Origin of the sequence: Sphingopyxis sp. (genome assembly GCF_025869345.1) — a bacterium.
Classification (GTDB): Bacteria; Pseudomonadota; Alphaproteobacteria; order Sphingomonadales; family Sphingomonadaceae; genus Sphingopyxis.
On sequence record NZ_JAOZVW010000094.1, the window covers coordinates 26,402 to 39,004 of the forward strand.

Below are 12,603 nucleotides of genomic sequence, written 5' to 3' on the forward strand. Positions count from 1 at the left end.
AGCATGGCACAGACTCTTGTCGATACCGGCGACGAACCGACGCTGCGCCCGCATCTGGGCCTGTGGCACCTGATCGCGGCGGGCGTCGGGTCCACGATCGGTTCGGGGATTTTCGTCATCACCGGCACCGCGGCGGCACAATATGCGGGGCCCGCCATTTCGCTCTCCTTCCTTCTCGCCGCGGCGGTCTGTCTGTGCACCGCTTATTGCTATGGCGAACTGGCGGGGCTGCTGCCCAAATCGGGCGGGGCCTACAGCTATGCGCTCGCCAGTTCGGGGCCGCTGATCGGCTGGACCGTCGGCTGGTGCCTGGTGCTCGAATATCTGGTCGCCTGCTCGACGGTCGCGGTCGGCTGGTCGAGCTATTTCGTCGATCTGGTGGCCAGCGTCGGTGTGCCCATTCCCCAATGGATCGCGGCTGCTCCGATCAATTTCGATGCGGCGGGGCATCCGGTGGCGACCGGCGCGCTGTTCAACCTGCCCGCGGCGCTGATCGTCGGGCTGGTCACCGCGCTGCTGGTCGTCGGGATCAAGGAAACCAACCGCGCCAACATCGCGATGGTGGTCATCAAGGTGGGGGTGATCCTGCTGGTCGTCGCGTTCGGCGCCGCCTATGTCCGCACCGCGCATTTCACCCCCTATATTCCCGAAAACACCGGCCATTATGGCGAATTTGGGTGGAGCGGGGTGCTGCGCGGGTCGGCGGTGATCTTCTATGCCTTCCTCGGCTTCGACGGCGTCTCGACCAGCGCGCAGGAAAGCCGCAATCCGCAACGCGACATCGGCTGGGGGATCATCGGGGCGCTGGCGGTGTGCACGATCCTCTATGTGGCGATGGCGCTGGTGATGACCGGCATGGCCGATTATCGCACGCTGAACGTCGCCAACCCGGTGTCGGTTGCACTGGCGGCCGCGGGCGGCGATCTCGACTGGCTGCGCTCGCTGGTGAATATCGGCGTCGTGATCGGCCTCGCCTCGGCGATCCTGATGGGACTCTACGGCCAGAGCCGCATCCTCTATGTGATGGCGCAGGACCGGATGGTGCCGCCCGTCTTTGCCCGCATCTCGCCGCGATTCCGCACCCCGGTGCACGGCACGGTGATCGTCGGCGTCGCCTGCGCGCTGATCGCCGGGCTGTTCCCGATCGACATATTGGGCGAACTGGTGTCGATCGGCTCGCTGCTCGCCTTTGCCTTCGTGTGCTGGAGCGTCATCGTGCTGCGCCGGAGGCTTCCCGACGCCCCGCGCCCGTTCCGCGTTCCGCTGTCGCCGCTGCTGCCGGTCATCGGCATATTCAGCACGCTCTATCTGATGGTCAGCCTGCCCGAGGATACGTGGATCCGGCTGCTGCTGTGGATGGCGCTGGGAACCGCCTTTTACCTTGCCTATTCGCGGCCCCGGCGGCGGGCGGAAGGCCTGTCGGCCTGATCGGCGGACAGGAAAGGGAGCCTGTCCGCCGAGGGAGGATCAGGCGGCCTGTTTCGCCCAGCGCCCGGCCGCCAGTTCCAGCGTCGCCGCAAAGCGCGTCACCGCTTCATCGGCTTCGGCCTCGCTGAGGTTCAGCGACGGCAGCAGCCGCACGCAATTGTCGCCCCCGCCGGCGACCAGCAGCAATTTCTCGCGCGCCATCGCCATGAATTCGCGGTTGTTGCCGGTCAGCTTGACGCCGATCAGCATCCCCTTGCCGCGCACATCGACCACCAGCTCTGGGTGACGCGCCGCCAATTCCTCGAGCCCCGCGCGCAGCCGGGCCGCGGTCGCCACCGTCCGGTCGAGGAAGCCGGGGGCGCTGATCAGGTCGAAGGCCTCGTTCGCCACCGCCATGGCGAGCGGATTGCCGCCGAAGGTCGATCCGTGCGCGCCCGCGGTCATGCCGCTGGCGGCCTCTTCGGTCGCGGCGCAGGCGCCGACGGGAAAGCCGCCGCCCAGCGCCTTGGCAATCGCCATGATGTCGGGCGCGGCATCGTCGAACCATTGATGCGCGAACAGGCGGCCGGTCCGGCCCATGCCTGATTGCACCTCGTCATGGATCAGCAGCACGCCGGCGTCGGTGCAGGCGCGGCGGACCGTCTGCAACCATTCGCCGGACAGCGCGCGGGCGCCGCCTTCGCCCTGAACCGGCTCGATGATGACGGCGGCGGTCGTGGGCGCGGCGATCGCCGCGAGCAGCGCGGGCATGTCGTCGACCGGCAGCTGGACATAGCCGGGCAGGCGGGGGCCGAAGCCGTCGAGATAGGTGGCATTCCCCGACGCGTTCACCGCCGCATAGCTGCGTCCGTGGAAGGATCCGGCAAAACCGATGACGTCGATGCGGTCGGGACGGCCCTTCGCCGCATGATATTTGCGCGCCATCTTCAGCGCGCATTCGATGGCCTCGGTCCCGCTGTTGGCGAAGAAGACGGTGTCGGCAAAGGTCGCGGCGGTCAGCTTCTGCGCCAGTTCTTCCTGACCGGGGACGCGAAAGACGTTCGAAACGTGCCACAATTTTCCGGCCTGCCGCGTCAGCGCATCGACCAGCCGGGGATGGGCGTGGCCCAGCGCGTTGGTCGCGATGCCCGCCACGCAGTCGAGAAAGCGGCGTCCGTCGTCGGCGACGATCCACGCTCCCTCGCCATGGGTGAAGACCGGCTCGGCGCGATTATAGACGGGCAGCAATGGGGATATGGACATGGCTATCATCCTTGTTTGAAAGTTGCATTGGCGGCGGAAAATTGTTCGACGATCCGGGCCGAAAGCCGCTGGGTCGCGGCGGGGGTCAGCCGGCGATAATGATCGATATTGCGCGGGCCGACGCCGTGCTCGGCGCTGAAGCTGCCGCCGTAATGGCGGACGACGATGTCGAAGACGCAGGTGCGCACCGCTTCGGCCAGGCCCGGCGGGATGCTCCCCAGCCGATGCGGCCAGACCAGATTGAAGTGCAGCCCGCCGTCGCCGACATGGCCGAAATCATGGACCGCGAGGTCGGGCCAGCGCGCGGCGGCCTCGGTCGACAGATGCGCGCGGCAGGTCATGATGTCGCCGCGCCGCACGGCGATGTCGCACGCGATGACGCTTCCCCGATGGCGAATGCCCTCGGGAATGGCGTGACGGATGGCCCAGTGCCGCCCGCCGCTGTCGACCACCGCGTCGAGAACGGGCCCCTCCGCCTGCATGAAGGGCGCGCACCATTCCGCCAGCGCATTTTCGAGCGTCGCCGTATCGCAGACCGCGTTTCCGGACAGTTCGAGCATCGCGATATAGCCGGGCTGGGCGTGCGGGAAGGGGGGCGTAAGGCCGGGGACATGATCGAGCGCCGCCTCGACCGCGCTCATCGACAGACCCTCGAAGGCGGTCAGCAGCGTTCCGAACTGGCGTTCCGCCGACAGGAGCAGATCGACCGCGGATCGTGCGTCGGCCAGGGCCAGCATCGCGGTCACCTGATGCCGGGGCAAGGGGGTGAGCGAAATCGTCGCGCCGGTGACGATCCCCGTGGCTCCTCCGGCGCCGATGAACATCTGCTTGAGATCGAGCGCGCTGTTATCCTTCCACAGCGGGCTTCCCAGTTGCACGATGTCGCTGTCGCCCAACACCACTTCGATCGCGCGAACATGCCGCCGCATGTCGCCGTGGAGCAGCAAGCGCGCGCCGCCCGTATTGGTCGCGATCATGCCGCCGATCGACGGGTCCGCCCCCAGGTCGATGGGCAGGAACAGGCCGTGGTCGCGCGCCGCTGCGTTGAGCGCCGACAGGCGCACGCCCGCACCGATGGTCGCGGTCCGGTTCGCCGCATTGATCGCGATCGCGCCGCCGAGCCCGTCGGTCAGGATGACGATCTGCGATCCGCTGTCGTCGGCGCAGCCTCCGCCGGACAGGCCCGTGCCCGCGCCGCGCGGCACCGCGACCGCGCCGAAGTCCCGGCACAATTGCAGCACACACGCGACAAGTGCGGCGGTGGCCGGACGAACGGCGCACAAGGGCCGACCGAACGCGCCGCGGCCATCGCGGGCGAGGCCGGCCAGATCGTGCGGATCGACGATCACATGCTTCGGACCGAGAAGGGCGGTCAGCGCGGTGATCAAGGGTTCCATGCGGGTCAGGCCGCCGCCCGCGTCACCGCGAAGATGCCGGTGGCGTTGCCGCTGTCGAACGCCAGATCGATCCGGCCGGTGGCGGGATCGACGTCGCGGGTGATGAATTCATAGAAGGATCCGGGCACCACGCGCTCGACGATCGATCCATGGTCGTCCCGAAAGCGCCGCGATACCGGATCGGCCCGGAACGCCGTTTGATGGATGCGCCCGGACGCCGAGTGTTCCACCGCATCCTTGACCGGATAGCCCTGCTGTCGGAGCTGCCTCGCAAGCGCCTCGACATCGGCGACGCGGCTCGTCGCGTGATTGAAGGCGTTGCCCTCCGTCGCGATCCACGCCGCCTCGGCCGAACTGGCGCGCAGGACATCATAGTCCGCCAGGCGCGGAATATCGTGAGTACGGGAAAAGGCCGCGACGATGGCGGGGAGCAGCTCCCCGGCCTGCTCGCGCGTCAGCCAGCCGCGCTGTTCCAGCAGGTCGAGCAACGCGCGGGAGGACTCGGACAGCGGATCGCGGCTCGACCCGAACACCCGGTCCGCCGCATCGGCGAAGGCGTCATCGAACCGATCGACGTGCAATTCGCTGACGAAGAACTGCGGGATCGTGTCGGGAAGGTCGCGATGCCGAAAGGCGCGGCCGGTCATCCCGAGCCGGGGCAGGGGATAATCGGCGGCGACCGCATAGCCCAGCGGGATAAGAATACGGGCAAAGGCGTCGATGCCGCCGGGCAGCGCGCCGGTTCCGCGGCCGGGAAAACGGATCGTCCGAAGCGCGCCATGATCGAGTTGCTGCGCCGACCCCGCCCCGGCCTCTGCCTCGATCCAGCGGCGCGCCGTCGGAACCCGCTCATAAAGGTCGGAAAACAGAAGGACATTGAGCGTCATCGCCAGCATCGCGGCCGATATGCCATCGGCCGGGGACCAGTCCACTGCCGCCGGGACGGCGATCCGGTCGAGGGCGTGCGCCGCCCGAGCGGGCCCGACGATGCCGGTCAGCATCTCTTGCAAATATTGCGGCCTGATCCGGTTCGTCATGAGCGCCTCGCCGATTGTGTGGCTTCTCCGATGCGCCGCAATCGGGCGAAATTCCATCAATCGATCCGCAGCTATTCATTCGCGGCCGGAATGTAGGATTCCTGGCGGTCCCGTGGAGGCGGCGGCGAGCGCGCGCCTGCCTGCCGCTATTCGCTCCCTCGCATCAGGACGGGGCGCCGCGGTTGCGCCCGGGGCGGACGAAGCCGGTGAATTCATCATAGAGTGTGCTGACCTGTTCCAGCCGCCGTTCGACGTCATGTCCGCCGCTTTTGCCCACCACATCGTTGATCAGCAGGTTGAGCAGCGCCACCATCGGCACCGACGAATGCCAGAACAGCGCGCCGTCGGCGTCGGCGGTCAATACATGGGTGGTCAGCCGCGGCGCCCAGTCGCACAGCGTGTCGGTGATGATGATCAGCGGAATACCGGCCTCGGCCGCCTTTTCGGCCAGCTGCCGCGACTGGTTCGAATAACGGCGTATGTCGATGATGATCAGGCAGCGGCCCTTGGGCCGTTCGAGCAGCAGATTGGCGAAATGGCCCGACGATCCGTCGATCAGTTCGATGCCGGGGCGGACATATTGCAGATTATGCGCCAGCAGCGCCGCGATCCCCCGCTCGGTCTGGAAACCGACGATCTGGACGCGTTCGGCGCCGGCGATCAGCGCCACCGTGTCCTTCCACACCTTGTTCTGGGACCGCTCATACACCGCGACCATCAGTTCGATTTCGCGCTCCAGCGTCTTGCGGCGCTTGTCGCTGTCGCTGAAGTCGGACAGAAATTCCTGAAATTCATGGCCTTGCAGCCAGGGCAGGTTGGCGGAACCGCGCAGCTGCTCCTTCAGGTCCCGGAAATGCTGAAAGCCCAGCATCCGGCAAAAGCGCCCGACGGTCACGGCGCTGACGCCGAGGCGGCTGGCGATCGAGGCGGCGGTCTCGAAGGGGATGAGGTCGCGATTGTTGAGCAGAAAGAGCGCAATCTGGCGCTCCGCCGCGGTATAGGTCTCGTTTTCCGCTTCCAGGCGCTCGAAAATATCCGGCATTCGGCTCTCGATTTGAAACATTGCTATCCTGATTTCATAAATCTGACGTCAAGAAGAAGCAAGTTACCCGGCCGGCGGATGGAGCAGGGCTAGGGCGTCGGGCCGGATTCCAGAAACCGCGAAAGATCGGGCTCCCCCGGCTGGAGCGACGGGGCTTCGGCGCTGGCCACCGGATAGGCGCAATAGTCGGCGGCATACCAAGCGCTGGGGCGATGGTTGCCCGACGCACCGCAGCCGCCGAAGGGCAGGTTCGACGCGGCGCCGTTCGTCGGCCGGTTGCGGTTCACCACCCCGGCGCGCGAGCGGGCGAGGAAGCGATCCCACAGACGGTCGTCGGCGCTGAGCAGCGAGGCCGACAGGCCATAAGCGGTATCGTTCGCCGCCGCGATCGCGGCATCGAAATCGGGCACGCGCAGCACTTGCAGGACGGGACCGAAAATCTCCTCATCGTCGCGCCGGGCGGCGCTCATGTCGACGATCGCCGGTGCCCGGAACGCGCCCCCCGGCAGGGTGTCGCGCGCGCCAGTCAGCATCACGCCGCCCTGCGCGGCGAGCCGGTCGATTGCCCGATCGACCGCGGCCGCGGCTTCAGCCGAGATCAGCGAGCCCATGAAGGGCTGCGGGTCGGCATCCCAGCGGCCGATCCGCAGCCGCGCGGCGAATGCGACGGCGGCATCGACGATCGCGCGGCCATCGTCATTGTCGGGCACGATCAGCCGCCGCGCGCACGAACAGCGCTGCCCGGCGGTCAGGAAAGCGGACTGGGCGATGATCCCCGCCGCGGCCTCGGCATCGCCGTCCCAGGCGATCAGCGGATTGTTTCCGCCCAGTTCGAGCGCGAGCAGAAAGCCCGCGCGCGCGGCGAAATGCTGCTGGAAATACAGGCCCGCGCGCGCGGAGCCGGTGAACAGCAACCCGTCGATCGCGCAATCGATCAGCGCCGCGCCGGTCGCGCGTCCGCCCTGCACCAGTTCGAGGACGCCGGGCGGCAGGCCGGCATCGCGCCACAGCCGGGCCAGCATCTCGCCCACCGCGGGCGTCAGTTCGGAGGGCTTGAAGACGATGGCGTTGCCGGCGAGCAGGGCGGGGATGATATGCCCGCTGGGCAAATGCGCCGGAAAATTGAACGGCCCCAATACAGCGAGCACGCCATGCGGACGATGGCGGAGTGCGCTTTGCCCATAGGGGGTGGGCGACAGCCGTTCGCCCGCGCGTTCGGCCTGTGCGGCGATCGAGAGGTCCACCTTGCCGGCGATGCCGGCCGCCTCGATCTTCGTTTCCCACAAGGGCTTGCCGGTTTCCCGGGCGATCAGCGCGGCGATTTCGTCGGCGCGTTCGCGCGCCAGGGCGGCAAAGCGCCGCGCCACGGCAATCCGCGCGTCGAGCGGGGTTTCCGCCCAGCCGGGCTGCGCCGCGCGGCAGCGGTCAACGGCGGCGGCGCAGGCGGCGGCATCGTCGGCCGGGCCTTCCCACACCAGGCTGTCGTCGGCCGGGCAGATGGATTTGAACGGAACGCCCATGATTGCACTCCTTATCGATATCTGTCACATTTCTTACGTAGATGCCGCGCGGCCTTCCAACGAGATTGCGGCAATTGCTTATGAGGAAATGGAATGAACGACCTGCGCCGCCGCCTGCTGCCGCCCGTCGGCGTGCTGCAGAGCTTCGTGATCGCCGCGCGGCACGAAAGCGTGTCGCTGGCGGCCCGCGAAACCGGGCTGACGCAGAGCGCCGTCAGCCGCCAGATCGCGCAGTTGGAGGAGATTGTCGGGCAGGCGCTGTTCCACCGGGCGGGGCGGCGCATCGTGCTGACCGAAGCGGGCGCCGCCTATGCCGAAGCGATCGGCCCCGCGATCGACGCGATCCGCCGCGCGACCGGCGAGGCGATGGCGAAACGCCGCGACGGCGAGTTCACCATCGCCACGCTACCCAGCTTCGGAATGCGCTGGCTGGCGCCGCGCCTGCCGCAACTGACCAGCGCCCATCCCGAAATGGTAGTGAACATGGCCGCGCGGTCGGAGCCGTTCGAACTGGCGGCGAGCGGATTCGACGCCGCCATCCATTACGGCCGGCCCGATTGGGAAAATGTCGCGCACGACCTGCTGTTCCCCGAGGAATCGGTGCCGGTCTGCGCGCCGGCCTTTCTGGCCGACCATGATATCGCCGGGGCGGCTGACCTGATCGGCTGTCCCCTGCTCGGCCAGTCGCTGCGCCAGAGCGCCTGGGAGGACTGGTTTGCGCTCAACGGCGTGACGGGGCCGGTGAAATTGTCGGGCCGGTTCGATCATTTCATGATGCTGGCGCAGGCCGCGGTGTCGGGCGGCGGCGTGGCGATGATGCCGCGCTTCCTCGTCGCGCAGGAACTGGCGAGCGGCGCGCTGGTCATCCCGGTCGACCGGCCGTTGCAGAGCCGCCTGGCCTATTATCTCGTCTATCCGCACGACCGGCTGGGCTATCCGCGCTTTCGCCTGCTGCGTGACTGGATCGTGGCGGAGGCGGCCGGGATGCGGCCGGGGTCGGCCTGACCGCGCGCGGCCGCCCCGGAACGATAGCGCGAATCCGGTAAATCCGGCGCCGTTACGTTGCCGGGATATTCTTCGGAAGGTCGGCCGATCAGTCCCGATATTCCAGGTGGATAAGCGGATAGGGCCTGCCCTGTTCGTCGGTCGGCGAGCGGCCCGTCCGTTTGAATCCCATCCGTTCATAGAAGCGAACGGCTTGATCGTTCTGCTCGTTGACATCGGTCGTCATGGCCGGGTGAAGCGTCAGTCCGTGCCGGACAAGCGCGGCACCGATGCCGGTTCCGCGCCGGGCGGGATCGACGAATAGCGCCTCCATATGTCCGCCGTCGATCAGCATGAAGGCCAGCGGATAGTCATTCTCCCCGACCGCGAGCCAGAGAGGCGCGTGCGGCAGAAAGCCGCACACCATTTCGTCGATGGCGAGACGATCCTCGGGCGTCAGAAAATCATGCGTGGCGTCAACGGCACCCCGCCAGATTTCGATGATACGGTCGCCCTCATCGGGGCGGGAAGGTCGGATCATGATCATGGCCCGCGGATACGCCAGTTTGATCGCGTGCGTAAGCCCGTTGCTGACAAGACGGATGATCCGCCGCCAATGCGGCTTTGGCTCCGCGCTTAAATGCGTCCCCAATCTGCATGTAATATAATTTACATTGACAAATAAATGAACATTTGATGTCGTAGGCGACCGGCTCGACAACAGCTTCAAGGATCGCCGATGATGTCCCGCTCCGGCCCGCCGACCGCGCCCTCGCTGCATGTGTTCGCGGAGAATATTCCGCTGCGCGAACCGTTCCGGATCTCGCGGATGGAATTTCGCCACAGCCAGGTGATGGTCGCGGAGATCGCCGCCGACGGCCATGTCGGGCGCGGCGAATGCGAACCGCACGAAAGCGACCCGGCGCTGCGCGACCGGGCGATGGCGGATGCGTGGGCGCTGTCGGATCATGTCGCCCAGGGGCTGGACCGCGCCGGCCTTGCCGCGTTGCCGCTCACCCGTCCGATCCGCAACGCGCTCGACTGCGCCTTGTGGGATCTCGAGGCGAAACGGCGCGGCACCAGCGTCGCGGCGCTGGCGGGGTGCCCGGCGCCGGCGGCGCTGCCGACCGTGTTCACGCTGGGGATCGATGCGCCCGCCGCCATGGCCGAAAAGGCGGCGCGCATGGCCGCGTGGACGCGCCTGAAAATCAAGCTCGGCGGCGAGGAGGCGGCGCTCGATCTGCGGCGCGTCGCCGCGGTGCGCGGCGCGCGCGCCGATGCCGAACTGATCGTCGACGCCAATGGCGGATGGACGATGGATGGTCTGCGCCATATGGCTCCGGCGCTGGCCGAACTCGGCGTGGCGCTGATCGAACAGCCGCTGCCGCCCGGCGGCGACGCGCCGCTCGCCGATTATGCCAGCCCGGTTCCCCTGTGCGCCGACGAGAGCTGCCTCGACCGCCAGTCCTTGCCGGCGGTGATCGGGCGCTATGCCTATATCAACATCAAGCTCGACAAGACCGGCGGGCTGAGCGAGGCTCTGGCGCTCGCCGACGCGGCCGAGGCGGCGGGGCTCGGCATCATGGTCGGCTGCATGACGGGCACGTCGCTGGCGATGGCGCCCGCCCACCTCGTCGCCCAGCGTGCGCGTTTCGTCGACCTCGACGGCCCCCTGTTGCTGGCCTGGGACCGGACCCCCGCGATGTGCTATGAACAGGGCCTCATCCACCCGGCCGAGCCCGCGCTGTGGGGGTGAGCCGGCGGCTGCCGCCGACGGCTGGCCCTAAAAGCGCATCGTAACCGCGACGCCGCCGCCCTTGGTGTCGCCCCAGGGAAAGACCTGAACCCTGTCGTTCGCGCGGCGCGTGATCAGAAAGCCCGACGCCTCGCCGATCGCGGCCCCGACGAGAACATCGTGGACATGGTGCTTCCGGGCCTCGACGCGGCTCAATCCGACGAAGGCGGCGACGATCTGCGCCGGGACGCCGACCTTCCAGCCATAGCGATTCTGGAGCGTCGCTGCGGCGGCGAAGGACATGGAGGTGTGGCCCGACGGGAAACTCTTGGTATCGCTGCCGTCGGGGCGCCGTTCGGGAAAGGCTTGCTTGAGGCCATAGGTGGCACCGGCTGCGACGCCGATGCTGCCGCCCGCCTGCAATACGCCGTCCCAGTCGCCCTGGACCGCGGGCACGCCGAAGGCTGCGACGACCAGCGCATCGCGCGCGATCGACCCCGCGTCGTTCCACCCCTTTTCGCTGGCATGGGCGGGCACGGCGCCCGACAGGCCGATCGCGGTGGCTGCGACGATCCATATTTTACGCATGGCAAACTCCCCTCGTCGAAGAGGGCCGGATGGGCCCCGAAGCGGCAAGCCCCATTTGCCGGGCGCCAGCATATCCCACGCGGACCGCGAAGCAAAGCGGCGCGTGCCGCCGCGTGCCGGCGATAATCGCGGCAGCAGGCGAGGTTCATCTCGTCTGGGCCGGCAAGCGATTCCGGGCGTAGCAGGCGACGCCGCCGGGTGGGTTCGCCGCTCGCCGGTGCGTTGCTGCCAAAGTCGTTCCAAGATGCTTGTTTTCGTTTCGCCACGCTGATAGAGGCGCGCCTCGTTGCCGCTTTAGCTCAGTTGGTAGAGCACATCATTCGTAATGATGGGGCCACAGGTTCGAGTCCTGTAAGCGGCACCACTCTCTTTCCCGGGTCCTTGCGAGATGGAGGCTGAAAGGCCTTTCGCGCGCCGATCGGCATCCGCGCGGCGAGCGGCAAAATCATGCGCTTCAGGCTTCTCTTGCGAAAGGGCGGGGGACGTGCCTAAGCAGACAGCGGTGGTCAGCAGGGGAGCCGGGATGCCATATTGCCACACGGGTGCGGAGCGTATGCGCGCATGACCCGGGCGACGATCAAGGACGTCTCGCGCGTCGCGGGCGTGTCGATCAAGACCGTGTCGCGCGTGCTCAACAAGGAACGCTATGTCAGCGACGACATGCGGCAAAAGGTCGAGGAAGCCGTCGCGCGCCTCAACTATCATCCCAGCCTCGCCGCGCGCACGCTTGCCGGCAGGCGCTCGTTCCAGATCGGGCTGATCCACGACAATCCCAGCCCTTATTATATCTTCAACATGCAGGCCGGGGTCGGACAGCGCTGTCGCGAAGCCGATTTCCGCATGATCGTCCAGCCGTGCGACATCAACTCGCCGGGGCTGGTCGACGACATCGGCGCGCTGATCGATCAGGCGCAGCTCGACGGCATCATCATGACGCCGCCGGTCACCGACGTCGGCACGGCGCTCGCCGAGCTGTTCCGCCGCAAGCTTCCCGTCGTGCGCGTCCAGCCGGGGACCGATCTCACCGCGACCTCGGCGGTCTATATCGACAATGTCCAGGCGGCCGACGACATGACCGCTTATCTGATCGCGCTGGGCCACCGCCGTATCGGACTGGTTACCGGCCATGCCAATTATTTCGCCAGCGGCCAGCGGCTGACCGGCTATCGGCAGGCGCTTCAGCGTGCGGGGATCGGCTTCGATGCGGCGCTCGTCTTTCCCGGCCAGTTCGATTTTCAGTCGGGCGCCGCGGCGGCCGAGGCGCTGCTCGTCCTCGACGAGCCGCCGACCGCGATCTTCGCGAGCAGCGACGAAATGGCCGCGGGCGTCCTCGCCGCCGCGCATCGCCGGGGCATATCGGTGCCCGGGCAATTGTCGGTCGCGGGCTTCGACGACACCGACCTCGCGCAGGTCGTCTGGCCGGCGCTGACGACGATCCGCCAGCCGATCCGCGATCTGGGCTATGCCGCCGCCGACCTGCTACTCGAATTCGGCGAGCGGATCGAGCGGCGGCAGTTACCGCACGAACTGATCGTCCGCGGATCGACGGCGGTGCCGAAAGGCTGAAAACGACCGGAAGCCGACCTATCCTTCATCGTCATCCCGGACTTGATCCGGGATCCATTCTCTC

General features: G+C 67.5%; 11 protein-coding genes and 1 tRNA gene. 5 read left to right on the forward strand and 7 right to left on the reverse strand.

Annotated features, from left to right (window positions below):
• The first annotated feature begins 3 nt into the window (after positions 1 to 3).
• Complete coding sequence (locus OJI97_RS10000) at positions 4 to 1,428, forward strand: amino acid permease (RefSeq protein ID WP_297663118.1); 1,425 nt, start codon at positions 4 to 6, stop codon at positions 1,426 to 1,428.
• 39 nt (positions 1,429 to 1,467) lie between these two features.
• Here the strand turns inward: OJI97_RS10000 and OJI97_RS10005 are convergent, their stop codons facing one another.
• The 5 genes from OJI97_RS10005 to astD all read right to left on the reverse strand — a co-directional run bounded on the left by OJI97_RS10005 (position 1,468) and on the right by astD (position 7,666).
• Entirely contained in the window at positions 1,468 to 2,670 is a 1,203-nt protein-coding gene (locus tag OJI97_RS10005) for an aspartate aminotransferase family protein (protein WP_297663120.1), read from the reverse strand.
• A gap of 5 nt (positions 2,671 to 2,675) precedes the next feature.
• Positions 2,676 to 4,067: an FAD-binding oxidoreductase gene (locus OJI97_RS10010; RefSeq protein WP_297663122.1), complete on the reverse strand. Its 1,392-nt coding sequence runs from the start codon at positions 4,065 to 4,067 to the stop codon at positions 2,676 to 2,678.
• Between the two features lie 5 nt (positions 4,068 to 4,072).
• Positions 4,073 to 5,068: a DUF1338 family protein gene (locus OJI97_RS10015; RefSeq protein WP_297663124.1), complete on the reverse strand. Its 996-nt coding sequence runs from the start codon at positions 5,066 to 5,068 to the stop codon at positions 4,073 to 4,075.
• A gap of 199 nt (positions 5,069 to 5,267) precedes the next feature.
• Positions 5,268 to 6,146: a MurR/RpiR family transcriptional regulator gene (locus OJI97_RS10020; RefSeq protein ID WP_297663126.1), complete on the reverse strand. Its 879-nt coding sequence runs from the start codon at positions 6,144 to 6,146 to the stop codon at positions 5,268 to 5,270.
• A gap of 89 nt (positions 6,147 to 6,235) precedes the next feature.
• The gene (gene astD / locus OJI97_RS10025; protein WP_297663128.1) at positions 6,236 to 7,666 is read right to left on the reverse strand and encodes a succinylglutamate-semialdehyde dehydrogenase; all 1,431 of its coding nucleotides are present in this window, start codon (positions 7,664 to 7,666) and stop codon (positions 6,236 to 6,238) included.
• A 93-nt stretch (positions 7,667 to 7,759) separates the two neighbouring features.
• Here astD and OJI97_RS10030 point away from each other — a divergent pair, with 93 nt between their 5' ends.
• Entirely contained in the window at positions 7,760 to 8,671 is a 912-nt protein-coding gene (locus OJI97_RS10030) for a LysR substrate-binding domain-containing protein (protein ID WP_297663130.1), read from the forward strand.
• A gap of 88 nt (positions 8,672 to 8,759) precedes the next feature.
• Here OJI97_RS10030 and OJI97_RS10035 read toward each other — a convergent pair whose 3' ends face one another.
• Positions 8,760 to 9,302, reverse strand: a complete 543-nt coding sequence (locus tag OJI97_RS10035; protein WP_367184763.1) for an acetyltransferase — start codon at positions 9,300 to 9,302, stop codon at positions 8,760 to 8,762.
• An 87-nt stretch (positions 9,303 to 9,389) separates the two neighbouring features.
• Between OJI97_RS10035 and OJI97_RS10040 the strand changes: the two genes are divergently transcribed.
• Positions 9,390 to 10,406, forward strand: coding sequence for a dipeptide epimerase (locus OJI97_RS10040; protein ID WP_297663132.1), 1,017 nt, complete (start codon positions 9,390 to 9,392; stop codon positions 10,404 to 10,406).
• Between the two features lie 27 nt (positions 10,407 to 10,433).
• On the opposite strand, the gene OJI97_RS10045 is transcribed toward OJI97_RS10040, so the two are convergent.
• Positions 10,434 to 10,973 (reverse strand): phosphatase PAP2 family protein, encoded by a 540-nt coding sequence (locus OJI97_RS10045; protein WP_297663133.1) that lies wholly within the window; start codon positions 10,971 to 10,973, stop codon positions 10,434 to 10,436.
• Between the two features lie 288 nt (positions 10,974 to 11,261).
• Here OJI97_RS10045 and OJI97_RS10050 point away from each other — a divergent pair.
• Together OJI97_RS10050 and OJI97_RS10055 are read left to right on the forward strand one after the other, a co-directional pair.
• A tRNA-Thr gene (locus tag OJI97_RS10050) sits at positions 11,262 to 11,337 on the forward strand.
• 197 nt (positions 11,338 to 11,534) lie between these two features.
• Positions 11,535 to 12,539 carry a LacI family DNA-binding transcriptional regulator gene (locus OJI97_RS10055; RefSeq protein WP_297663135.1) on the forward strand — a complete coding sequence of 335 codons (1,005 nt, stop codon included), beginning with the start codon at positions 11,535 to 11,537 and terminating at the stop codon, positions 12,537 to 12,539.
• Positions 12,540 to 12,603: the final 64 nt, after the last annotated feature.